The sequence below is a fragment of the Streptomyces umbrinus genome (assembly GCF_030817415.1).
Classification (GTDB): domain Bacteria; phylum Actinomycetota; class Actinomycetes; order Streptomycetales; family Streptomycetaceae; genus Streptomyces; species Streptomyces umbrinus_A.
Map to the genome: position 1 here is coordinate 11,070,122 of NZ_JAUSZI010000002.1, position 22,554 is coordinate 11,092,675.

General features: G+C 71.0%; 18 protein-coding genes and 1 pseudogene. 12 read left to right on the plus strand and 7 right to left on the minus strand.

Going from position 1 to position 22,554, the window contains the following annotated elements; translation table 11 throughout:
* Positions 1-5: 5 nt before the first annotated feature.
* Positions 6-1,475: an FG-GAP-like repeat-containing protein gene (locus QF035_RS49135; RefSeq protein ID WP_307528943.1), complete on the minus strand. Its 1,470-nt coding sequence runs from the start codon at positions 1,473-1,475 to the stop codon at positions 6-8.
* Positions 1,476-1,684: 209 nt separating this feature from the next.
* On the opposite strand from QF035_RS49135, the gene QF035_RS49140 reads away from it, so the two are divergent.
* Positions 1,685-2,197: a hypothetical protein gene (locus QF035_RS49140; protein WP_307528945.1), complete on the plus strand. Its 513-nt coding sequence runs from the start codon at positions 1,685-1,687 to the stop codon at positions 2,195-2,197.
* Positions 2,198-2,246: 49 nt separating this feature from the next.
* Here QF035_RS49140 and QF035_RS49145 read toward each other — a convergent pair whose 3' ends face one another.
* Positions 2,247-3,047, minus strand: coding sequence for a class I SAM-dependent methyltransferase (locus tag QF035_RS49145; protein WP_307528948.1), 801 nt, complete (start codon positions 3,045-3,047; stop codon positions 2,247-2,249).
* Positions 3,044-4,282: an epoxide hydrolase family protein gene (locus tag QF035_RS49150; protein WP_307528950.1), complete on the minus strand. Its 1,239-nt coding sequence runs from the start codon at positions 4,280-4,282 to the stop codon at positions 3,044-3,046. Before QF035_RS49150 ends, QF035_RS49145 begins: the two co-directional genes overlap by 4 nt.
* A 322-nt stretch (positions 4,283-4,604) precedes the next feature.
* On the opposite strand from QF035_RS49150, the gene QF035_RS49155 reads away from it, so the two are divergent.
* Positions 4,605-5,087, plus strand: a complete 483-nt coding sequence (locus QF035_RS49155) for a VOC family protein (protein ID WP_307528952.1) — start codon at positions 4,605-4,607, stop codon at positions 5,085-5,087.
* Between the two features lie 122 nt (positions 5,088-5,209).
* Here the strand turns inward: QF035_RS49155 and QF035_RS49160 are convergent, their stop codons facing one another.
* Positions 5,210-6,982, minus strand: coding sequence for an ABC transporter ATP-binding protein (locus QF035_RS49160; protein ID WP_307528954.1), 1,773 nt, complete (start codon positions 6,980-6,982; stop codon positions 5,210-5,212).
* Positions 6,983-7,207: 225 nt separating this feature from the next.
* Between QF035_RS49160 and QF035_RS49165 the strand changes: the two genes are divergently transcribed.
* The 6 genes and pseudogenes from QF035_RS49165 to QF035_RS49190 all read left to right on the plus strand — a co-directional run bounded on the left by QF035_RS49165 (position 7,208) and on the right by QF035_RS49190 (position 15,290).
* On the plus strand, positions 7,208-8,791 hold the full coding sequence (locus QF035_RS49165; RefSeq protein ID WP_307528955.1) for an ABC transporter substrate-binding protein: 1,584 nt from the start codon (positions 7,208-7,210) through the stop codon (positions 8,789-8,791).
* 2 nt (positions 8,792-8,793) lie between these two features.
* The gene (locus tag QF035_RS49170) at positions 8,794-9,750 is read left to right on the plus strand and encodes an ABC transporter permease (protein ID WP_307528956.1); all 957 of its coding nucleotides are present in this window, start codon (positions 8,794-8,796) and stop codon (positions 9,748-9,750) included.
* Complete coding sequence (locus tag QF035_RS49175) at positions 9,747-10,646, plus strand: ABC transporter permease (RefSeq protein WP_307528957.1); 900 nt, start codon at positions 9,747-9,749, stop codon at positions 10,644-10,646. Before QF035_RS49170 ends, QF035_RS49175 begins: the two co-directional genes overlap by 4 nt.
* Positions 10,646-12,403: an ATP-binding cassette domain-containing protein gene (locus QF035_RS49180; protein WP_307528959.1), complete on the plus strand. Its 1,758-nt coding sequence runs from the start codon at positions 10,646-10,648 to the stop codon at positions 12,401-12,403. The genes QF035_RS49175 and QF035_RS49180 overlap by 1 nt, the downstream gene beginning before the upstream one ends.
* A 205-nt stretch (positions 12,404-12,608) precedes the next feature.
* Positions 12,609-14,643, plus strand: a pseudogene (locus tag QF035_RS49185) (CocE/NonD family hydrolase).
* Positions 14,610-15,290: a TetR/AcrR family transcriptional regulator gene (locus QF035_RS49190; protein ID WP_307528961.1), complete on the plus strand. Its 681-nt coding sequence runs from the start codon at positions 14,610-14,612 to the stop codon at positions 15,288-15,290. Before QF035_RS49185 ends, QF035_RS49190 begins: the two are co-directional and overlap by 34 nt.
* Before the next feature lie 51 nt (positions 15,291-15,341).
* Here the strand turns inward: QF035_RS49190 and QF035_RS49195 are convergent, their stop codons facing one another.
* Complete coding sequence (locus QF035_RS49195; protein WP_307528964.1) at positions 15,342-15,713, minus strand: hypothetical protein; 372 nt, start codon at positions 15,711-15,713, stop codon at positions 15,342-15,344.
* Positions 15,714-15,801: 88 nt separating this feature from the next.
* On the minus strand, positions 15,802-16,575 hold the full coding sequence (locus QF035_RS49200; protein WP_307528965.1) for an IclR family transcriptional regulator: 774 nt from the start codon (positions 16,573-16,575) through the stop codon (positions 15,802-15,804).
* Positions 16,576-16,626: 51 nt separating this feature from the next.
* Between QF035_RS49200 and QF035_RS49205 the strand changes: the two genes are divergently transcribed.
* The 4 genes from QF035_RS49205 (at position 16,627) to QF035_RS49220 (ending at position 21,525) form a co-directional block, all read left to right on the plus strand.
* Complete coding sequence (locus QF035_RS49205) at positions 16,627-17,511, plus strand: alpha/beta fold hydrolase (RefSeq protein WP_307528967.1); 885 nt, start codon at positions 16,627-16,629, stop codon at positions 17,509-17,511.
* Between the two features lie 120 nt (positions 17,512-17,631).
* Entirely contained in the window at positions 17,632-19,977 is a 2,346-nt protein-coding gene (locus QF035_RS49210) for a CaiB/BaiF CoA-transferase family protein (protein WP_307528969.1), read from the plus strand.
* A complete protein-coding gene (locus QF035_RS49215) occupies positions 19,974-21,359 on the plus strand; it encodes an AMP-binding protein (RefSeq protein ID WP_307528971.1) in 1,386 nt (461 codons plus the stop codon). The genes QF035_RS49210 and QF035_RS49215 overlap by 4 nt, the downstream gene beginning before the upstream one ends.
* Positions 21,259-21,525 carry an AMP-binding enzyme gene (locus QF035_RS49220; protein WP_307528972.1) on the plus strand — a complete coding sequence of 89 codons (267 nt, stop codon included), beginning with the start codon at positions 21,259-21,261 and terminating at the stop codon, positions 21,523-21,525. The genes QF035_RS49215 and QF035_RS49220 overlap by 101 nt, the downstream gene beginning before the upstream one ends.
* On the opposite strand, the gene QF035_RS49225 is transcribed toward QF035_RS49220, so the two are convergent.
* Positions 21,494-22,474: an SGNH/GDSL hydrolase family protein gene (locus QF035_RS49225; RefSeq protein ID WP_307528973.1), complete on the minus strand. Its 981-nt coding sequence runs from the start codon at positions 22,472-22,474 to the stop codon at positions 21,494-21,496. The two genes, QF035_RS49220 and QF035_RS49225, sit on opposite strands and share 32 nt — an antisense overlap.
* Positions 22,475-22,554: the final 80 nt, after the last annotated feature.

The following is a 22,554-nucleotide window of genomic DNA, read 5'->3' on the forward strand; positions in this document are numbered from 1 at the left end:
ACGGCCTACTCGTCGATCGCCGCGCCGAAGGCGGCGCCCGGGGAGGGGGCGCCGAGGGTCTCGGCGCCGTACGTCCACGAGCCCGTGGCCGTGATGCCGCCCGCGCCGGCCGACAGCACCCAGACGAATCCGTCACCGGCGTTCTCGCCGGGCGCCGAGGCCAGCAGTCCGAAGCGGCCGTCCCTGTTGGGGTCGGTGAGACGGACCTGGCCGCCCCACTTGTCGCCCTTCTCGGGGACGCCGGACACGTCGGCGGAGTCCTGGTCCCAGGACTTGGCGCCCGTCGCGGTCAGCCCGGCGGACGCGCCGCGCAGCACCCACACCGCGCCCGCGTCGGCGACCGTGCCGATGTCCTCGCCGGCGGCGCCGATCGCCACGTCCGCGTACCCGTCGCCGTCCGTGTCCGCGACCGAGAGGTCCGTGCCCCAGCCGTCGCCGCGCTCGGCGGTGCCGGGGACGCCGGGTGAGTCCTGCGTCCACCACTGGACCTCGTCCGCGGGGCCGTTCTCGCCGCCGTAGCGCACGCCGACCAGCCCGCCGGTGAGAGTCTCGCCGCCGTCGTCGGGGGAGTTGGGCTCGCCGGTCACCAGGTCGTCGTAGCCGTCGTTGTCGATGTCCCCGGAGGCGGTGACCGGGCCGCCGCGCAGATCCCGCTCGTACTTCAGCCCGTCGGCGTTTCCGGACAGGTACGTGGACCAGCCGTGACCGGGCTCCTCCTCGCCGATCGTCACCCCCGAGACGACCAGGTCGGCGTAGCCGTTGTTGTCGTAGTCGCCCGTGGTGAGCGACTTGGGCAGGATGTGGCGCTGTTCGGCCCGTGCGGAGAGCCGGGTCGACGACCGCTCCTTGAGCGAGCTGGGGGCCGCGGAGTCGTAGGCGAACAGCTCCAGGTCGTCGTGGTCGAGTACGGCGAGCAGGTCGCCCGGCGTCTCGTCCGTGAAGTGCGCCGCGGCGAGCCCGACGCCGAACTGCTCGCCCGCGGTGGGTTCCTGAGTCTCCAGCCAGTCGCTGGCGGCGCCGGTGAGCCCCGCCTTCGAGCCCCACAGGACCGCCACGCCACCCGCGTCGGCGACGGTCCCGAGGTCCTCGCCCGGAATGCCGACGACGGCGTCGTCGTACCCGTCCCCGTCCAGGTCACCGGTCGCGACCGCCTTGCCGAACCCGTCACCCGCCTCGGCGGCGCCCGCGACAACTGCCGTGGACTGGCTGAACCGCGCCACCTTGCTCGTCCCGATGCCTGTCGACGAGCCGTACTGCACGGTCACGAGACCGGCACCCTTCTTGCCGCTGACGGTCGCCCCGGGCGCACCCACCAGCACGTCCTCGTACCCGTCGCCGTTGAAGTCGCTGTTTCGGTCGTCGGCGTGCGTACCGCCCGGTGTTCCGGCGTACGCGGACGGGGCGGCGGCGATCCCCAGACCGGCCACGAGAAGAAATGACGCCGCGGCCAGAGCGGCGGAACGGTTCTTGCGCATGATTCGGCTCCTGACGAAAAGGACGGCCGGGCAGCGCGGGGGTGTCCGGAAAGGGCCCGTTCCTTGTCCGGCGCCGTGTTTGACACCGGATGGGGCTCAAGGGTTGTACGGGGATTTCGCGGAGGTGCCGGACGAGGTGGACGCGCCCGACCGACCGCCGTATCAAGGAGGAACGCGTGTCCGTGTGGTCTGCCACGGGGAGGCGGCTCATGGTGTTCAACATCATCTCGCTCGTGATGTCGGTCATGGCTCTGGCGGCTTCGACGTGGGGCGTCAGCCGGCAGATCGGACGGGCCCGGGCGGACAGCGATCTCGCCATGACGACCGAACTGCTGCTGACGCACATCCGCGACCCCGAGTTTCAGCGGGATCAGCGCTGGGTCCTGTTCGAGCTCGCCTCGGCGCACAGCCCGGACCAAGGGATCGACCTGCTGCCGGACGATGCCAAGTACCGGGCGTGGAACGTCGCGTTCGTCTTCGAGGCCGTCTCCGTCATGATGCGCTTCGAGATCGTCAACTCCGAGATTCTGACCAGCCTGACGCACTACCGCCTGATGCGGACCTGGGAGGTTCTGGAGCCGTACATCCAGGCCGAGTGCGCCCGGCGTGGCAGCGTGGTCTTTCCGTTCTTCGAGGACGCGTACGCCGTCGCGCGACGCACCGACCCTGAGGCCCTGCACCATCGGCTGGGGTTGAAGCGGGCGGACGGCTCACCGCGGTGAGCGGAAAGCGGTGGCGGATCTCCAGCGCGCGCGTCGACGGACGCGTCGGTCAGTAGCGCCCGCCCCGCCGCGAGCCCCCGCCCCGCCGCACCAGGATCAGCTCGTGCAGGTACCGCTTCGTGACGCTGCCTCCGTGGCGGGTGTCGATCAGCTTGCGGATGCCGTCCAACAGGCCCTTGCGGGCGGTCGGTTCCAGTGCGCGGTGGTTCGAGTACGTCAGCAGGAGGTCGATGTACGTCTGGGTGGTGTACGTGATCTCCTGTGGGAACCGGAGCGACTCGACCCGGCCGAGCACCTCGAACTCCCTTGTGTCCGTGGCCGTTTCGGCGTCGGTCGACTGCCGCAGACCAGGGGGTGTGGCCGGATCCCAGCGCTCGTAGCAGTCCTGGACCTCGACGAAGAAGTCACGGCTGCCGCCCGCCGTGTGGTGCGTGATGACGAGAGCGAGCGTTCCGTCCGGGCGAAGCGCGTCCGCCACCTTGGTGAGGCGCGTCGCGGGGTCGAGCCAGTGGAACGACGTCGCGGCCACCATCAGGTCGAACGGCTCCTGGGGCAGCGGCCATTGCTCGAACTCGGCCACCTCGATGTGCGCTCGCGGGAAGGCTCGCAGATTGCGCCGCGCCACCGCCGCCATCGACGGACCGAGCTCCACGGCGGTGATGTGACAGCCCAACTCGGCGAGGGGCACAGTCATTTGGCCGGTCCCGGGGCCGAATTCGAGGACCCGGCTGTCCGCGTCGAGGCCCGCGCGGGTGGCCAACGCCTCGACCAGGGCGGGTGGATAGGAGGGCCGGGCCCGGTCGTACAGCTCGGCGTCCTCGTCGAAGATGCCACGCAGCGAACGGGTCATGCGGTGCCGCCGACCCGAACGCTCCGGTCGCCGCCGTCACTTCGGTGCTGCCGCAGCCCGCGGAAGAACGCCCGGACATCCCCGACGAGCAGATCCGGCTCCTCCATCGCCGCGAAGTGCCCGCCCCGGTCGAACTCCGTCCACCGCACGATGTTCTCCGTGCGGTCCGCGACGTGCCGCAGCGGGATGAAGTTGTCCCGGGGGAAGACGGCGAGCGCGGTGGGTGCCGTCGACGGCTGCACGGGTTCGCCCCAACCGGCCGCGTGCGCCCGCTCGTAGTAGATCCGCGCGGACGAACCCGCCGTCCCCGTCAGCCAGTACAGCATCACGTTCGTGAGCAGCTGGTCCCGGTCCACGGCGTCCTCGGGGCGCTCGTGCGAGTCCGTCCACTCCTTGAACTTCTCGACGATCCAGGCGAGTTGGCCGACGGGCGAGTCGGTGAGCCCGTAGGAGAGGGTCTGCGGCCGGGTCATCTGGACGGCGGCGTACCCCAGCCGCTCGCGGGTCCACTCCTCGTTGCGCCGCCACGAGGCGAGCGTCTTCTCACGCTCCCGCGGGCTCAGCGCGGCCAGCTCCTCGGGGGTGGGCTCGGTGCTCGCGTGGGCGCCCGGCAGGAGGTTCAGATGGACGCCGATCACCCGGTCGGGGAAGGCACGGCCGAGCTCACGGGAGATCCCCGCTCCCCAGTCGCCGCCCTGTACGCCGAAGCGGCGGTGGCCGAGCCGGTCCATCAGCTCGGCGAACGCGGCGCCGACCCTCCTGAGCTCCCAGCCCGTGTCCCGCGTGGGCCCCGACAGACCGAACCCGGGAATGCTCGGCAGCACCACGTGGAACGCGTCGGCCGGATCACCGCCGTGGGCGCGCGGATCGGTCAGCGGCCCGACCACATCGAGGAACTCGACGATCGAGCCCGGCCAGCCGTGGGTGATCATCAGCGGCGTCGCATCCGGTTCGGGTGAGCGGATGTGCGCGAAGTGGACGTTCGTCCCGTCGATCGTCGTCGTGAACTGGGGCCACTCGTTGAGCCGGGCCTCGGCCGCCCGCCAGTCGTACGTGTGCCGCCAGTACCGCACGAGCTCCTTCAGATAGTCGCGCGGGACCCCGTACTCCCAGTCCACGCCCGGCAGCTCGTCCGGCCAGCGGGTGAGGTCGAGGCGTGCGTGCAGATCGTCGAGGTCGGACTGGGGGATGTCGAGGACGAAAGGCCGGATCGTGTCGTCGTGCGGGGAGGTCATGGCGGGCCATGCTAGTTCGGCACCGGCATCCGGTCGCGTGATTAAAAGCCGTGGTCACCGGCCGGTGGGGCGGTCACGAGGGAGGCAGTCGGGTTCGCCGTGCGGGCCGCCCGCCTGTCCTCGTCGTGACGGCCGCGCCGACTCCCGCGGCATGGCCGTGCCGGCCTTTCCGTGCCAGGGCCGCCCGTGTGAAGGCCGCCCGCGACGGCCGGGCGCCGGCCCCCGGAGTCACCCACCCGGACCGGCTTTCCGGGCCACCGATGAGTTTTCGCACGAGGATCCGTCTACATAGGTGACAGCGTTCCCGCCCCAGGAGGTACCCATGACCACCGACGGATTCACCACGTGCCTTTGGTTCGACGGCCAGGCCGAGGAGGCCGCGAATTTCTACGTCTCGGTCTTCAAGAACTCCCGCATCGGCACGATCCTCCGCTACAGCGAGGTAGGGCACGGCGAGCCCGGCACCGTACTGACCGTCGAGTTCGAGGCCAACGGCCAGAAGTTCTACGCCCTCAACGGCGGCCCGCAGTTCAAGTTCAACGAGGCCATCTCCTTCGAGGTCCGCTGTGACGACCAGGCCGAGGTGGACCACTACTGGAAGGCGCTGACCGAGGGCGGCGGCGAGGAGGGCCCCTGCGGCTGGCTGAAGGACAGGTTCGGCGTCTCCTGGCAGGTCACCCCCGCCAGGCTGGTCGAGATGATCAGCGACCCGGACCAGCAGAAGGCGGATCGGGCCATGCAGGCCATGCTCAAGATGCACAAGATCGACGTCGCCGAACTGGAGAAGGCCTACGCGGGCGAGTGAGGCGACCGGCACGGCGGCCGGCCACCTCACGCCCTACCGGCCCAGGTGAGGCCTTGCGCCCCACCGACCCAGGTGGGGTCTCCCGCCCCACCGGCTCCGGTGAGTCCCCGTGCCCCACCGACTCAGGTGAGCTGGCCGCTGTGCAGAGCGGTGTACGCACCCCCGCGGTCCAGCAACTCCTCGTGCGACCCGATCTCCCGTACGGCACCGTCCCCCATCACCACGATCCGGTCCGCACTCCGGATCGTGGACAGCCGGTGCGCCACCACGAAGGTGGTGCGCCCGCGCATGAGCCGGGCCAGTGCCTGCTGCACGAGCGCCTCCGACCGCGTGTCCAGCGCGGACGTCGCCTCGTCCAGGATGAGCACCCGCGGATTGCGGATGAGGGCCCGTGCGATGGCCAGCCGCTGCCGCTGTCCGCCCGAGAGCCGCGCCCCGTGCTCGCCCACCACGGTGTCGAGGCCGAGCGGCAGCCGGTCGACGAACTCCAGCGCGTTGGCGTCCCGCAGCGCCGCACGCACGGTCGCCTCGTCGGCGTCCGCGTCGTCCATGCCGTACGCCACGTTCTCCCGCACGGTTCCGTCGAACAGGATCGACTCCTGCGGCACGACCGACACGAAGCGCCGGTACGTCCGCAGGTCCAGCGTGTTCATGTCGGCCCCGTCCAGCAGCACCCGGCCCGAGGTCGGCCGGATGAATCCGATGACGAGACTGAGCACCGTGGACTTCCCGGCCCCCGAGGCACCGACGAGGGCGATGGTCTCGCCCGGCGCGACGGACAGGCCGAAGTCCCGTACGGCGGGGCGGCCGGCGTCCTCGTACGCATAGCCCACGCCCTCGAACTCCACGGCACCGCGCAGTGAGTCGAGCCGTGCCTTGCCCTCGTTCTCCTCCAGTTCGGGTGCCTGGAGGACCTCGCCGACGGACCGCACGGACTCCAGGCCCTTGGTGATGACCGGAGCGAGGCCCGCCAGGGTGGTCGTGGAGTTGGTGAGCGTGGTGAGGAACGCGCTGAGCATGACGACGTCACCGGGGGAGACGCCCCAGACGCCGTAGTACGAGACCAGCGCCGCGGCCGTCAGGAAGAGCACCCCGATCACGTTGAGGAACACCCAGGCCAGCGAGGCGAAGCGCCCGTTGAGCAGGTCGAGCCGCAGCCCGGAGTTGAGCACCTTCCGCAGCGTGCCGTCCATGCGGCGCAGGGCCTTGCCCTCCAGACCGTGGGCGCGCGTGACCGGGATCAGCCGGGTCATCTCGGTCACGCGTGAGGACAGCTGCTCGACCTCGTGGCGGAAGTCCTCGTTGTGCGTGCGCAGCCGGGTCCGCAGCCGCGCGACGAGCAGTGCGGCCAGGGGGACCACGAGCAGGAACACGGGTACGAACTCGGGCGTGCGGATCGCGATGATGACGAGCCCGCCCGCGAGCACGGTGACCGCGCCGAGCCCGGTCTCGGCGGTCTGCTGCACCATCTGCTCGACCGTCTCCACGTCCCGCACGACCTTGACCTGGAGGACGCCCGCGCTGACGCGTGAGTGGTAGCCGATGGAGAGCTGCTGCATGCGTGTGCACAGCGAGGACCTGAGGGCCGTGCCCATGCGGCGCACACTGCCGTAGAGGAGCCGCACGTACAGCAGGTGCAAAGGCATGTTGATCAGCAGGATGAAGAGGATGAATCCCGCGCTCAGCCACAGCCGGCCGATCGGTCCGTGCTGGACGACCGTGTCGATGATGGACGCCGTGACCAGCGGCAGCAGCCAGATCGGACTGTGCTTGACGGTGAAGACGGCGAACGCGGCGGCGACCTTCCAGCGGTCGGCGCGGAACAGGTAGACGAGGGTACGGACGGGGTGCTCGCCGCGATAGCGGTGGTCGAGCGGTTTCTCCCACGAGGCCATGGTGGCCTTCCCTCCCCAGGGAGTGGCGGATGTGGCAAGCGCTTTCTCCCCATGCCCCGATCGCCTACACCCGGCACAGCCGGGTTTCCCCGGGCCGCGTAACGGCTCGGTTTCCCCGGTTAATTTCCGCGTTCCGAGGGTTGGCGCGGAGCCGTCGGCTGGTTATCGTTCACGCACTTCACTCAATCGTTCCACTGAACGAATAGCGAGAAGGACGGTCGGTCCATGCCCGACATCCACCACCCAGGACGGCGCTCCGTCCTCGCCGCGGCCACGGCGGGCGCCGCGTCGCTCGGTGCGTCCTGGCTGCTCACCGGCTGCACGGGTGCCTCGGCCGCCCCCGCGCTGCCCATGGACGCGAAGGGTGGCAGCCCCGACCGCGGCGGCACCCTCCGCATCGCCCGGCCGCCCGCCTCCGACGCCGAGACCCTCGACCCGGCGAGTGCCCTGTCCGCGTACGAGTACCTGGGCGCCCTCTACAACCGCCTGGTCCGCGTCGGCGCCAACGGCGACCTGGTCCCCGACCTCGCCGAGTCCTGGGAGCCGGACGCCAAGGCGCGCACCTGGACCTTCCGCATCCGCGCGGGCGTCACCTTCCACGACGGCCGGAAACTCACCTCCGCCGACGCCGCGTACACGCTGCGCCACATCCTCGCCAAGGAGACCGCGTCCCCGCAGGCGGCCGTCCTGGCCCCGCTCATCGACACGAAGAAGCTGCGAACTCCCGATGCCCACACGCTCGTGGTGCCGCTCAAGACCCCCAACGCGGAGTTCCCGAGCCTCCTCACGCACTACAACTGCTACGTCATCCCCGACGGCAGCGCCCGCGGCATCGGCCGCACGGGCGTCGGCACCGGCCCCTTCAAACTGGAGTCGTTCACGCCGGCGGGCCCGGGACGCATCACCGCGTACAAGGACCACTGGGCGGGCCGCCCGGTCCTGGACGCCATCGACTTCTACTCCGTCGCCGACATGTCCGCCCGCTCCAACGCCCTGCTCGCCGGGCAGGTCGACCTCCTCTCACAGACCAACCTGGACTTCGCGACCGCCCGTGTCGTCGCCGCCTCCGACCGCGCCACGATCGCCCGCGTCGAGAACGCCCAGTGGTACGTGCTGCCGATGCTGACGACGGAGAAGCCCTTCACCGACGTACGTGTCCGGCAGGCGATGAAGCTCGCCTACGACCCCGAGCACGTCGTGAAGGTCGCGCTGCAGGGCGCGGGCACGGCCGGCTGGGACAACCCCGTGCCGCCGAGCGACCCCGCCCACATCACCGCGCACCCGAAGCACGACCCGGAACAGGCCCGGCACCTGCTGAAGAAGGCGGGCCACGAAGGTCTGACGGTCGACCTCTACACGTCCTCGTACGACCCGGTCTTCACGCCCATGGCCCTCGCCTACCAGGACTCGGCCAAGCGGGCCGGGATCCGGATCCGGGTGAAGACGGCCTCGGCGGACTCGTACTACACGCAGATCTGGATGAAGAAGCCGCTCATGGCCACCTACTGGTACACCGGCAGACCCGTCGACCAGCTCTTCACCCAGGTCTTCCGCAGCGGTTCCTCGTACAACGAGACCGCCTGGTCGGACAAGGGGTTCGACGCGCTGCTCGACCGGGCCCGGCAGGAGACCGACGACGAGCGGCGGCGCGAACTGTACGGCGAGGCGCAGACCTTCGTCGTCGAGAAGGGCGGGGCGATGACCCCGATGTTCGCCGACCGGCTCGTCGGCATATCGCGCAAGGTACGCGGATACGCCGAGCACGGCTTCGAGTTCGACTACCTCGGCATCGGCCTGAAGGGGGCCTGAACATGTTCTCCTTCATAGCCCGCAGAGCGGGCGCCGCCGTCGGCACACTGTTCCTCTCCTCCGTCCTCGTCTTCCTCGCCGTACAGGCCCTGCCCGGCGACGTCGCCACCCAGGTCCTCGGCAAGGACGCGACCCCGGACGCGGTCTCCGCCCTCCGCGAGAAGCTGAAACTCGACCAGCCCGCCTGGGAGCGGTACATCGACTGGATCGGCGGCGCCCTGCACGGCGACTTCGGCCTCTCCCTCGTGTCCGGCAAGGCGGTCGGCGGCGAAGTCGGCCTGTACCTCGGCAACTCCGCACTCATCGCCCTGGTGACCGTCCTCTTCGCCGTCACCGGCTCGATCGTCCTCGGCATCCTCGCGGGCCTCTACCGTGACCGTTGGCCGGACCACCTCATCTCCACGGTCAGCCTGATCGGGATGAGCGTTCCCGAGTTCGTCGTCGCCACCGTCCTGGTGCTCTGCTTCTCGGTCGCCCTGCCATGGTTCCCGGCGGTCGTCCTGTACGGCCCCGAGGCGAGCGTCGGCCAACTCATGCCCGCCGTATGGCTTCCCGCGCTCGCGCTCGCCGTCGTCATGGCCGCGTACATCGTCCGGATGGCCCGCACATCCGTCATCGACGTCATGGCGAGCGAGTACGTCACCACGGCCCGCCTCAAGGGCCTGTCGACCTGGCGCGTCGTCACCCGGCACGCGCTCCCCAGCGCCCTGCTCCCGACGCTGCACGTCATAGCGCTGAACGTCGCCTGGCTGGCCGGCGGAGTCGCGGTCGTCGAGAACGTCTTCAACTACCCCGGCATCGGCAAGCTGATGCTCGCCTCCGTGCAGAACCGGGACCTGCCCGTCATCCAGGCCATCGCACTGATCAGCGCGGTCGTGTACGTGGTCTGCAACCTCGCCGCCGACCTCGGCGCCATGGCCCTCAACCCCAAGCTCCGTACGCGCGGGAGGACCCGATGACCACCCTCGACACCCCGGCGGCTGCCCCCGCCGTCCCCGTCGCACCACCCTCCGCAGCGGCCCGGGCCTGGCGCACGGTGCGCTCCTCGCGGGCGGCCACGATCGGCCTCGCGATCGTCGCCGTGCACGTCGTGATCGCACTCCTCGCACCGGTCCTCACCTCGCACGACCCCATCGCCAACAACGCCGACCAGGCGCTGCTCGGGCCGAGTTGGGAGCACTGGGCGGGCACCGACCAGTACGGCCGTGACGTCCTGGCACGCGTCCTGTACGGCGGCCGCTACGCACTCGGCGTCTCCGTCGCCGCCACCCTCGTGACCCTGCTGATCGGCACGGTCGTGGGATGCGCCGCGGCCCTGCGCGGCGGCTGGTTCGACGACGTACTGGGCCGGGTCCTCGACGCGGTGCTGTCCGTGCCGTCGGTGCTGGCGCTGCTGGTCATCGTCACGGCTCTCGGCACCGGCCCCTCGGTCATCGTCCTCGCGATCGCCGTCGTGTACGTCCCCCAGGTCGTACGCGTCGTGCGGGGCGCGGCATTGGCAGTCGTGCCCGCCGACTACGTGACCGCGGCGCGGGCCAGGGGCGAGTCCACCTGGGCGATCCTGCGGCGCGAGATCCTGCCGAACATCACCGACGTCGTCTGCGTCGAGTTCGCCATGCGGGCCTCCTGGGTCGTGCTGCTGATCTCCTCGCTGTCCTTCCTCGGCTTCGGTGCCGATCCGCCCACCCCGGACTGGGGCCTGATGGTCGCCGAGAACCGCACCGCCATCACCGTCGTCCCGATGGCGAGCCTCGCACCGATCATCGCCCTGGCCACCCTCGTGGTCGGGCTCAACCTCGCCGCCGACGGCCTGTCCAAGGCGTGGGGCGTCGACCGGATCAGGGAGGGGTCCTGATGACCGCGATCGTTTCCGTCACCGAGCTGTCGGTGGCCTATCGCTCGGGTGGCTCCGGCGGACGCGATGTGCCCGTGGTGCGTGAAGTGTCCCTCGACGTGCTGCCCGGGCAGACCCACGCGCTGGTCGGTGAGTCGGGCAGCGGCAAGTCGACGGTCGCGGCGACGCTGCTGGGGCACTTGCGGCACGGCTCGCGCGTGACGGGCGGTTCGGTGCGGGTCGACGGGGCCGACGTGTTCGCCCTGCCCGCCCGGGAGTTGAGGCGCCTGCGGGGCGGGACCGTCGCCATGGTCGCGCAGAACGCGGGGCAGGCGCTCACCCCCTCCATGCGGATCGGACGGCAGATCGCGGAGGCGGGCGGCGACGTCCCCGTCGTGGATCTCCTCGAACAGGTCCGCCTGCCCCGCCCCGCGGAACTCGCCCGCCGCTACCCGCACGAGCTCTCCGGCGGCCAGCAGCAGCGCGTCGCCATCGCCATGGCCATCGCGGCCCGTCCGAAGGTCCTCGTCCTCGACGAGCCGACGACCGGACTCGACGTCATCACCCAACGTGGCGTCCTCGATCTGATCGGAGCGCTCCGAGACGAACTCGGCCTCGCCGCAGTGCTGGTGAGCCATGACCTCGGCGTCGTCGCGCACATGGCCGACGAGGTGACCGTGCTGCGGGCAGGGCGGGTGGTGGAGGCCGCGCCCACTGCTGTGTTGTTCGCGGCGCCCCAGGACCCGTACACCAGACGGCTGTTGGCGAGTGTGCCGCGGCTCGATGACGAGGGGCTGGCGCTCGTGGGTGCGGCGGGGGAGCGGGAGGTGCGGCCGAAGGGCGTCGTGTCCGACGAGGCGCCCGTCGCCGTCTCCGCGCGGGACGTCACGATCGACTACGGGTCCGCGCGTGCCGTGGACGGTGTCTCCTTCGACGTCCGGCGCGGTGAAGTCCTCGCCCTCGTGGGGGAGTCGGGCAGCGGCAAGTCCACGCTCGCCTGGACCCTCGCGGGGTTGCGGACTCCGTCCGGCGGCACGATGACCCATGAGTCGGGTGACGACGATTCGGGCGGCCTCAAGTCCGGTGATCGTGAGTCGGGCGACCTCGCCCGGCCCGCCGGGAAGCGGCCGTTGGCGCTCCGGCGGCGGGTTCAGCTCGTGTTCCAGAACGCCGATACGTCGTTGAATCCGCGTCGCTCGGTGGGTGATGCGGTGCGGCGGCCGTTGCGGTTCTTCGGGACCGTGGGTTCTCGGGCGGAGGCCGTCGACCGGGCTCGGCAACTCATCTCCGACGTGCGTCTGGAGCCTGCTCTCGCCGAGCGGTTGCCCGCGCAGCTCTCCGGCGGGCAGCGGCAGCGGATCGGGATCGCGCGGGCGCTTGCGGGTGAGCCGGATGTGCTGATCGCGGACGAGATCACGACCGCGTTGGACGTGTCGGTTCAGGCCGACGTGCTGCGGCTGCTCGATGATCTGCGGCGGGAGCGGGAGTTGGCCTGTCTCTTCATCAGCCATGACCTGGCGGTCGTGCGGGGGCTTGCCGATCGGGTTGTTGTGTTGCGGCACGGGGTTGTGGTGGAGGAGGGGCCCACGGATGCGGTGTTCTCCGCGCCCGGGCATCCGTATACGAGGCAGTTGATGGCTGCCGTGCTTGAGCCTTCGCCGGGGGCGGGTTCTGTAGTCGACGGGGTCGAGGACTGGGTTGACGCCGCCGGGCCGGACGATCTGTGGATCGACCGGGGGGATGGGCATCGGGTTCGGCGGTGGGAGGGGGTGGGGTAGGGGATTTCGCCCCCGAACCCCCGCTCCTCAAACGCCGGAGGGGCTAATTACCAGCCCGTCCGGCGTTTGAGGACGAGGCCGTTCAGGCCGATGCGGGGGTCTGGGGGCGGAGCCCCCAGAAGGGACGGGAACGGGTAGGGGCGGCGGGGGCGAAAACCCCACCCCAACCCACCGCTCGCCGCAAGCCGTAAATACAAGGAGCCCCGTGAAATACCGCGAGCACTTCGACCGGCAGGTCACGCGTGAGGATGTCTGGATCCCGACCCGGGACGGGCGGACGCACCTGCACGCCCGCGTCTGGCGCCCCACCGACGCCGAGACAACCCCCGTGCCCGCCCTCCTCGAATACCTCCCTTACCGCAAGACCGACTGGACAGCGCCCCGCGACGCCCAACGCCACCCTTGGTACGCCGGCCACGGCTACGCCTCCGTACGCGTGGACATCCGAGGCCACGGCGACAGCGAGGGAACCCCCGGCGACGAGTACGACGCACAGGAACTCGCGGACGGCGTGGACGTCGTCAACTGGCTTGCCGAGCAGCCCTGGTGCACAGGCAAGGTCGGCATGTTCGGCATCTCGTGGGGCGGTTTCAACTCGCTCCAGATCGCCGCACTGGCCCCGGAACCGCTGAAGGCGATCGTCACGGTCTGCTCGACGGACGACCGCTACGACAACGACGTGCACTACACGGGCGGCGCAGTCCTCGGCATCGACATGCTCGCCTGGGCGGGCACGATGCTGGCGTTCGCGGCCCGCCCGCCGGACCCGACGAGTGTCGGGAAGGACCGCTGGCTGCCGCTGTGGCGCGAGCGCCTCGAAGCGCTCGACCCCTTCCTGCACACCTGGCTGGCACACCAGCAACGCGACGACTACTGGCGGCACGGCAGCGTCTGCGAGGACTACACGGCGATCGACGCGGCGGTCCTGGCCGTCGGCGGCTGGAACGACCCCTACCGCGACACCGTGCTGCGGCTCGTGGAACACCTGCCCGACGACCGCGTACGGGGGATTGTCGGGCCCTGGTCGCATCAGTACCCGGACCGCGGCCTGCCGCCCGGCCCGGCCATCGGGTTCCTCCAGGAGACCCTCCGCTGGTGGGACCAGCACCTCAAGGGCGAGGACACCGGCGTCATGCGCGAGCCCAAACTCCGTGCCTGGCTGAACGACCCGGTCCCGCCCGCCACTTCGTACGACGAGATGCCCGGACGCTGGGTGGGCGACGACAACTGGCCCTCGCCTTCGGTCAGTTGGGATGCGCGGCCGCTCGGGAGTGGTGGCACCCCCGTCCTCGTACGGTCTCCGCAGCACACCGGTCTCGACGCCGGCCGCTTCTTCCCGTTCGGCAACGAGAGCGATCTGCCGCCCGATCAGCGGGAGGAGGACGGCCGTTCGGTCTGCTTCGACTCGGCGCCGCTGGACGGGAGGGTGGAGATCCTGGGGCGTCCGCGCGTCCGGCTCCGTCTGGACAGCGCGACTCCGCGCGCCCACGTCGTCGCCCGTGTCTGCGACGTCGCGCCCGACGGCTCGTCCACCCTTGTCACCCGTGGCGTCCTCAACCTGCTGAGCAGGCACGGGCGCGACCGGGCCGTGGAGTGGACCCCGGGCACGTACGAGACCGTGGAGTTCGAGCTCAACGGCATCGGGTACGCCTTTCCGCCCGGCCACCGCATCAGGGTCGCCGTCTCGGACACGTACTGGCCCTGGGTGTGGCCGCACGGCGAGCGCGGCCGGTTGGCCGTGCTGCCCGCCGACAGCGCGCTGCTCCTGCCCGTACGGGATCCCGCGTCGGACGAGGACAAGGACGAGAGCGAGGGCCGGGGGTCCATCCGGTTCGAAGAGCCCGAGCAGGCCCCGCCGCTGCCCGTCACCTACGAGCGGTCCGCCGAGGCGACACCGGAGCGGCTGGTCACCTGCGATGTCGCGAAGGGCGAGTGGACGCTGGAGGTCGACCCCAAACTACGGCGGATCGCGGGTCTACCCGGACGGGCTGCGCTACGAGGAGAGCGCCCGCGAGACGTACCGGATACGGGCCGACGATCCGCTGTCGGCGCGGGCCGTCTCCGAGTGGACGATCCGACTGCGGCGCGGCGACGACTGGGACGCTGAGATCATGACGCGTACGGAGCTGCGGGCCACGGCCACGGAGTTCATCATGGACAGTCGCATGGAAACACGGGCGGACGGAGAGACAGTGGTCAAGCGCGCATGGCACCGCACCACCCCGAGGACGTCGGCGTGAAGGCCGCGAAGACGCCCCGACGTGCCGTCGCCGCCGCCGACCGCACCCGCCAGCCCACCGAGGTCCGCCGGCGGCTCATCGTGGAGGCGGCCGTCCCGCTCATCGCCGAGCGCGGGTACACGTCCGTGGGAGTGCGGGACGTCGCTGCCGCGGCCGGGGTGTCGGTGGGTACGGTCACGTACCACTTCGGCAGTGTGCAGGAGATCCTCTCCGAGGCGATGGTGCTGCACATCGAGCGCTACTACGCGGCGCTGAACGAGGCCGCCGAGCAGGCGGCCGGCAGCGGTGAGGCGCTGCGGCTGCTGATCGACGCGCTGTTCACGGAGGACACCGACCGGCACTGGCGCATGTGGTTCGACTACTGGAGCGCGGGCGACCGCGACCAGGACCCCGAGCAGGCCTTCGCGAGCGGCCAGGCCAAGCGGTACGAGGACTGGCACAGCCAGATCCGCGCCCTGGTCGAACGGGGCGTCGCCGATGGGGAGTTCGTCTGCGCCGACCCGGCCGGCTTCACCGTCCGCTTCGCCGCCCTCTCCGACGGACTGGCCCTCCAGCGACTGCGCCAGTCACCCGAACTGAGCACGCAGGACGCCCGTCGGCACCTGTACCGACTGGTCGAGTCCGAGCTGCGGAAGGACGGCCAGTAGGCGCTTTGCGCGTCTTTGACTCCGGTTCGCGTCAGGGGAGGCGGCCGCAGGTCAGGCGGTGTCCCTGCGGCCCGGCGGGAACTCGTTCCCGTCGCGGTCGGAGACCGTGGTGAACCAGGATGTGGCCCAGACGGTGAGACAGTCGGCCTCGTGGACGGTCTCGAACGGGTGGTCGTTCCATGTCCCGTACGAGGTGACGGTCAGGGCCTCTCCGGGCTTCAGCCAGTAGTCCTGCCCGAACGGCTCCAGCCACAGCTGCAGTTGCTCCGTGCCGCTGTTCTGCACCAGCATCGGCACCGGGTTCCCCAGCCGCTGGATCGCCTCGAAGCCGAAGTCCCCGGCCTCGGGCATGTTCGTCTTCAGCGGGTCGATGAGCCGGGCGATGCCGTTGTCCGCCCGCGAGGCCGCGTTCTGTTCGTCCACGTGATCATTGTCGTCCGGGTCCGGGTCCGGGTCCGGGTCCGGGTCCGGGGCCGGGGCCGGGAACAGACCCGTCGGCGCACCGACGTCGTCACAGCGGGGCGCGGTAGGCCTGGAAGACGGTGAGCCGAGAAGTGATCGTGTGAGATGCCGTGGTCAGCGCCACCAGCATTCGGGCGATGTTGCTGCCCGCCGTGGGGGCGATCACCGACAGGGCACCCACATAGGGATGGTCGGTGCTCCGCACGGGTACCGCGACGGCGAGATAGCCCTGGCGGTGCTCCTCGATCTCCGTCGCGTAGCCCTGCTCCCTGATGCGGGCCAGCTCGTCGGGGAGCTGGGCGGCGGTGAGGGTGCGGGGTGTGCGGCGGAGCATCAGCGGCACGACCGCGGACAGTGGGTACTGCTCCGGTAGCATGGCGAGGGTCAGCTTTCCGGCGGCGGTGCTGTGCAGGTGCATGTGCCGCCCGGTCAGGCTGGACCTGGCCCGGTTGCGGTGCCCGCCGACGTTCTCGATGCACAGCAGTTCCGACGCGTTCGGCACGGACAGCGTGATGGCGTTGTCGAGGCTCTGCGCGAGGTTCTCGATGACGGGCCGTGCCGCCTCGCGCAGGGTCCGCTGGCGGGGTGCGCGCAGGCCGATCTCGTACAGCTGCAGCCCGAGGCGGTAGTGGGAGCCCTCGCGCTCCAGGAGTTCGCCGGCGACCAGTTCCTGGCAGAGGCGGTGGACGGTGGCCTTCGCGACCCCGGTGCGGGCCGTCAGCTCGGTGAGGCTGAGCGAGAAGTCGTTGTCCCGGAAGGCGCCCAGGATGAGCCCGACCTTGCCGAGGACCGTCTTGGGGGGCTCGCCGTCTCCTTCGGCCACGTCCTCGCGTTGATGGTGGCCGGATCATCACCGCTGTCCCACCATCGAGGGATGGACCTCATGGACATCCAGGCGCCCCCGGAGGGCACCTACGCGGAAGCGGACGGCGTCAAATACCACTACGTCGAACTGGGGGAGGGCAGTCCCACCGTCTTCCTGCACGGCGGCGGCCCCGGGTGCACCGGATGGTCCGACTTCGGGCAGGTGGCGCCGCTGTTCGCCGCCGACCGCCGGTGCCTCCTGGTCGACATCCTGCAGTACGGGAAGTCCGGGAAGCCCGTCATCGAGGGCCCGATGTGGGACTACCACGCGGCAAAGACCGTGGCGCTTCTCGACACCCTCGACGTGGAGCGCGCCGACTTCGTGTGCAACTCGTGGGGCGGCACGATCGCGCTCAACCTGGCCGCCAAGTACCCCGAGCGCGTACGGTCGTTGGTGATCACCGGCAGCATGCCCGTCTTCCACGGCCCGCTCGCCCCCCTCCCGGAAGGCGGCCGCCGCGGACGCAACGCCCGCGACCGCTACTACGGCGGCACCGGCCCCTCCTGGGAGAAGATGCGTGAGCTGATCGCGCGCCTGGAGTGGTACGACGCCGACGCCGTCCCCGACGGCACGGTGACGCTCCGCTTCGAGCAGAGCCTTGACCCCGAGGAGACCGCGCTGGCCGGTGCCTCCGACAACCCGCGCGGCGACTGGCAGGACCTCACCGCCGAACTCGGCCGCATCGCCGCGCCGACACTCTTCCTGTGGGGCATGTACGACGCGTTCCTGACCCCGGACTACCCGCTGATGCTGGCCCGCATGATCCCCAAGGGCAGTCTGCACGTCATGAGCGAGGCCTCCCACCATCCGCAGGAGGAACGGCCGTACGACTACCACAGCGTGGTCACGGGCTTCCTCGACCAGGGCCACGGCGCTCCGCTGGAAGGGAAGTGATGAATCTGCGGGCCGGTGGGGCTGGTCGCGCAGTTCCCCGCGCCCCTGACGGGGCGCGCCCGGCACTGCGCCGACTCCACTCAGGCCGCTTTGTATCCGACAGACTCTCCCGGAGGAAACGTGACCGAGCCGGCTCCGCGTGTTGTTGAACTGTCCAGCCCGTTCGCCCGGTTCGCGGGCCGGCTGCTCGTCGGGCTCGGTCACGAGGTCGTGTTGGTCGAGCCCCCGGAAGGCGACGAGACCCGCCGCGAGCAGGGCGGTGACGCGTTCGTCCACTGGCATGCCGGGAAGCGCTCGGTGGCCGTCGACCTCGCCGCGCCCGACGGAACCGCGCAGCTGCGCCGACTGCTGCGGGACGCCGACATCCTGCTCGACGGCACCGAGCACGGCGCGGAGGCGGCCACCGAGGGACTCGACCATCTCGTGCACGTCCGCGTCACCCCGTTCGGGCTGTTGGGCCCCCGCAGCGACTGGCAGGGCACCGACCTCGTGGTGGCCGCGCTGGGCGGGATGCTCGCGCAGGTCGGCGACCCCGACGGCCCACCGCTGCGGCTCCCGGAGAACCAGGCCGAGCAACTCGCGGGCGTCAACGCGGCGATCGCCGCACTGCTCGGCCTGCGCGCCCGGCGCCGCGGACCGGGGCAGCTCATCGACGTCTCCGCGCAGGCGTGCGTGGCCGCGGCTCTGGAGGCCGGAGCCCTCGCCTACCTGCACGAGGACCGGGTCCCGCCGCGTCCGGGCAGCGTGCATCCACTGGTGCCGCACGGGCTGTTCCGCGCGGCCGACGGCCATCTCGGAGGAGGGCTCGGCGGGAGTCCCCGCATGTGGGACGTGCTGCTCGACTGGCTGCGCGAGGAGAAGGCGGACGCCGACCTCGCCGAGCCGCGCTGGCAGGACCCGGTCGAACGCAAGAAGCACCAGGACCATGTCTTCAAGGTCGTCCAGGACTTCGTCGGCACCCGGCCGAAGGCCGAGTTCGCCCGGCAGGCACAGGCCAGAAAGCTGCCCTGGGCCGCCGTCGACCTGCCCCACGAACTCCCCGACAACCCGCAGCTCGCCGCCCGCGACTTCTTCACCCGGGTCACGACACCCGAGGGGGAGCGGACCGACCTCGGCTTCCCCTTCGCGTTCCCCGAGGGCCGCCGCAGGACCGAACTCGTCGCACCAGGCCTGGGCGACGACCAGGGCCTGCTCGACGACCCGCCCCGCGCGGAGCGTTTGGCACCGGAACCGGAACCGGCGGCCGACGAACCCGTACGGCCCACCCTGGACGGCGTACGCGTCCTGGACCTGACCTGGGTGCTGGCCGGCCCGTACTGCACCAAGATCCTGGCCGACCACGGCGCCGAAGTGATCAAAGTCGAGTCCGCGGGCCGACCGGACGCCACGCGGTTCGCACCCTTCATGCACCTGTCCCGAGGCCCCCACACGGCCCCGAACACCAACGGCTACTTCAACGAGGTCAACCGGAACAAGCAGAGCATCGCCCTGGACACCCGCACCGAGGAGGGCGTCGCCGTACTCCGCGACCTCATCGCCCAAAGCGACGTCATCGTGGAGAACTTCAGCTCCACGGTCATGACCAAGCTCGGTCTGGGATACGAGGCACTGCGCGCGATCAACCCGGACATCGTGTACGTCAGCATGTCGGGCATGGGACATACCGGCCCGCGCAACGGCTGGGTGTCGTACGCGGACACCGTGTCGGCGAGTTCGGGGCTGACCGGGCTGACCGGCTGGGGACCGGACGACGTGGTCGGGGTGATCTACGGCCACGGAGACATCGTGGCGGGCCTCCAGGCGGCGCTCGCCACGATCGCCGCGCTGGAACACCGTGCCGAGACGGGGCGCGGCCAGCACATCGACCTGTCCCAACTGGAGGCGATCGCGGCCCACATGGGCACCAGCCTCCTGCGCGGGACGGAAGTGGGTCCGGCCGGAAACACCCACTCGGAGTGGAGCCCGCAGGGCGTGTACCGATCCCTGGGCGCCGACCGCTGGCTGGCCGTCAGCGTGCGCGACGACACCGAGTGGACGGCCCTCTGCGAGGTCATCGGCCGCCCCGAACTCGCCACCGACGAGCGGACCCGTACCGCCGAGGCCCGCAGGCGTGAGTCCGCACTGGTCGACGCCGCACTCGGCACCTGGGCCCGCACGATGTCCGCCGACTCCGCGGCCGAACTGCTCCAGGCGCGCGGCATCCCCGCCGGAGCCGTGCAGGACGGCCGCGAACTCGTGGAACACGACCCGCAGTTGCGTGCCCGTGGCTTCTACGTGCGCAAGGAGCATCCGGTCGCGGGAGCCTTCCTCCATGAGGGCGTTCCGATCACCCTCACCCGTACACCAGGTGGCATCCGCGAGCCCGCGCCCGTACTCGGCGCCGACACCGACGCGGTACTGCGCGACGTGGCGGGACTGACCCCGCAGCGGATCCAACACCTGCGCGCCGACGGTGTGTTGAGGTGATCGGACACCCCGGTGCCGCAGCGGATGCCATGACCGTGCCGGGGCTCCTGGCCGCGGCAGCCGAGGAGTTCGGTGACCGGGTCTTCCTGCGTGTGGGGGACGTGACACGGACGTACCGGCAGTCCCGGAGGGCGGCGGCCGAGACGGCGGGAGCCCTCGTGGCGCGCGGCTGTCGGCCGGGCGACCGGGTCGCAGTCATGGCCGGCAACCGGATCGAGTTCGTCGACCTGATCCTCGGCTGCGCCTGGCTCGGGGCGGTCCTGATACCGCTGAACACCGGCCTGCGCGGCCAGGGACTCCGGCACATCCTGCGCGAGGCGGAGCCGTCCTTCCTGCTCGCGGAGGCCGAGTCGGCGGACCGGCCAGTGGAGGCCGGCTTCCGCGGCACGCTGTGGGTCGTGGGCGGGGACGACGTCCCGGGTCCGGGTGAGGCACCCGCGGTACCGCCGTCACCCGCCCACCCGGAGGACACCGTCTTCGTCCTGTTCACCTCGGGAACCACCGGGACCCCGCGCGGCGTGCTCTGCCCCCACGCGCAGACCGTCTGGTGGGGCCGCAACGTCGCGGACTCGCTGTGCCTCACAGCCGACGACGTGCTCCACACGTGCCTCCCGCTGTTCCACACGAACGCCCTCAACACGCTCGCGCACGCCATGACCGTGGGCGCCACCTGCGTCGTCGGGGAGCGGTTCTCCGCCACGCGGTACTGGGACCAGGTGGCCGAGGCCGGTGCCACCGCCGTGTATCTGCTCGGCGCGATGGCGCCCATGCTCCTGGCGCAGCCACCCGGCAGACACGACCGTGTGCACCGCGCCTGGCGCGGCCTCTCACCGGCCACGCCCGCCTCCGCGTGGCAGCCGTTCCGCGAGCGTTTCGGCGTCACCCTCGTCGACGGTTTCGGCTCCACGGAGACGAACCTCGTCATCGGCTCGACCCCGGAAGCCCAACGCCCGGGCCGCATCGGCACGTTGCGTGAAGGCTTCTCCGCCCGCGTGGTCGACGAACACCTCGCTCCCGTCCCGGACGGCACGGCCGGTGAGCTTGGTCGTCCGCAGCCATCGGCAATTCGCCTTCTCCACCGGCTACTTGGGAGATCCCGAACGGCACCCCGCCTCCTGGCGACGTACGGGCGACCGCGTGATCCGCGAGCCCGACGGCTCGTACCGCTTCGTCGACCGGGTCAAGGACGTCATCCGCCGCCGCGGCGAGAACATCTCCTCGTTCGAGGTGGAGTCCGCGGTCCGTTCGCATCCCGCGGTCGCCGATGCCGCGGCCTTTCCGGTGGCCTCGGAACTGGCGGAGGACGAGGTCATGGTGGCGGTGCTCCCGCGACCGGGGAGCGTCCTGGACCCGCACGACCTGGTACGTCACTGCGAGCGTGAGCTGCCCACCTTCGCCGTGCCCCGCTTCATCGAGACCGTCCCGGAACTGCCGCTCACCGAGACCGGCAAGGTCCGCAAGACCGTACTGCGCGAACGGGGCGTCACCGCCGCGACCTGGGACCGGACCGCAGGGGTCAGTCCAGCTGCGCGGCCACGGCCCGGGTGATCGCCCGGGTGATGCGCAGGATGCCGGGGGAGCGGACCGGGCAGGGCCTGGGCGTCGTGGTGGTGGGGACCAGGCAGAAGTGCAGGTAGTCGTCGTCGATGTGCAGGGCGGTCCGGCCGCTGCCCGGCTGGGTGCAGTACGCCGTGTGCTCGCGTTCGTACGCGGTGCACGGCAGGTACTGGCTCCAGGTGTAGCGGGCCGAGGCCGGGCTCACCGCCTTTCCGGCGTCCGCGAGCAGGTCCCCGGAGGCGGCGGCCTGCCGCTCGTAGATGGCGTTGACGCGGCGGACCCGGTCGGGCGTCATGGGGTCGGGGCCCTGGAGCACCCAGACGACCTTCGGCCGGTCCCCGCCCGCCGCGCCCGCGATCTGGTCGGTCAGCCGCCGTGCGTCGGCGGTGTACCGCGCGAAGTACTTGTCCTGCGCCTTGTCATGGGTGATGCCGTCCATGCACGGCGTGTAGCCCCACGCGTTGCCCCAGAACTGCAGCACCACGAAGTCCGGCCGCAGCGTACGCACCAGGGCGGCGGCCTTGTCCTTCGGCGGAACGAGGGAGTCCTCGCCGGTGCCCTCCAGGTAGTCGCAGAGGGTGGTTCCCGAGTAGGGGGCGCTGGTGTAGCGCGCCTTCAACTCGTCGCGCATCAGGCCGCCGAGGACCTTCTGGTTCTCCATGGCGAGGGAGTCGCCGAGATAGAGGACGGTGGGGCGGGAACGCTGTGAGGGTACCCCGGCCTCGGCCTCGGCCCCGGTACCGGTGTCGGCCTCGGTGTTGGGCTCGACCTCGGTGTCGGTTTCTGCTTCGGGCGTGGCGGCCGGCCGCTGATGAGTGGTCGAGGATGCCTTGGGCGCCGAGGGGACGGGCGCCCCGGACCCGGGTCCGGACGAGGGGTCCCCGCACGCGCCGAGCATCAGTAACCCGGCCACCACCCCGACCATCCACGGCTTGCGCATACGGCAACTCCCGCCCCGGCCACCGAAAACGGCCCCCAGACAAGCACAGCGGGAGGCAAGGGGGAAGGGCCGTTCAGGCC

Bases quoted from the DNA above. Each gene is read 5' to 3' on its own strand.
- QF035_RS49135 (WP_307528943.1), bottom strand. From the start codon at position 1,475: ATGCGCAAGAACCGTTCCGCCGCTCTGGCCGCGGCGTCATTTCTTCTC.
- QF035_RS49140 (WP_307528945.1), top strand. From the start codon at position 1,685: ATGGTGTTCAACATCATCTCGCTCGTGATGTCGGTCATGGCTCTGGCG.
- QF035_RS49145 (WP_307528948.1), bottom strand. From the start codon at position 3,047: ATGACCCGTTCGCTGCGTGGCATCTTCGACGAGGACGCCGAGCTGTAC.
- QF035_RS49150 (WP_307528950.1), bottom strand. From the start codon at position 4,282: ATGACCTCCCCGCACGACGACACGATCCGGCCTTTCGTCCTCGACATC.
- QF035_RS49155 (WP_307528952.1), top strand. From the start codon at position 4,605: ATGACCACCGACGGATTCACCACGTGCCTTTGGTTCGACGGCCAGGCC.
- QF035_RS49160 (WP_307528954.1), bottom strand. From the start codon at position 6,982: ATGGCCTCGTGGGAGAAACCGCTCGACCACCGCTATCGCGGCGAGCAC.
- QF035_RS49165 (WP_307528955.1), top strand. From the start codon at position 7,208: ATGCCCGACATCCACCACCCAGGACGGCGCTCCGTCCTCGCCGCGGCC.
- QF035_RS49170 (WP_307528956.1), top strand. From the start codon at position 8,794: ATGTTCTCCTTCATAGCCCGCAGAGCGGGCGCCGCCGTCGGCACACTG.
- QF035_RS49175 (WP_307528957.1), top strand. From the start codon at position 9,747: ATGACCACCCTCGACACCCCGGCGGCTGCCCCCGCCGTCCCCGTCGCA.
- QF035_RS49180 (WP_307528959.1), top strand. From the start codon at position 10,646: ATGACCGCGATCGTTTCCGTCACCGAGCTGTCGGTGGCCTATCGCTCG.
- QF035_RS49190 (WP_307528961.1), top strand. From the start codon at position 14,610: ATGGCACCGCACCACCCCGAGGACGTCGGCGTGAAGGCCGCGAAGACG.
- QF035_RS49205 (WP_307528967.1), top strand. From the start codon at position 16,627: ATGGACCTCATGGACATCCAGGCGCCCCCGGAGGGCACCTACGCGGAA.
- QF035_RS49225 (WP_307528973.1), bottom strand. From the start codon at position 22,474: ATGCGCAAGCCGTGGATGGTCGGGGTGGTGGCCGGGTTACTGATGCTC.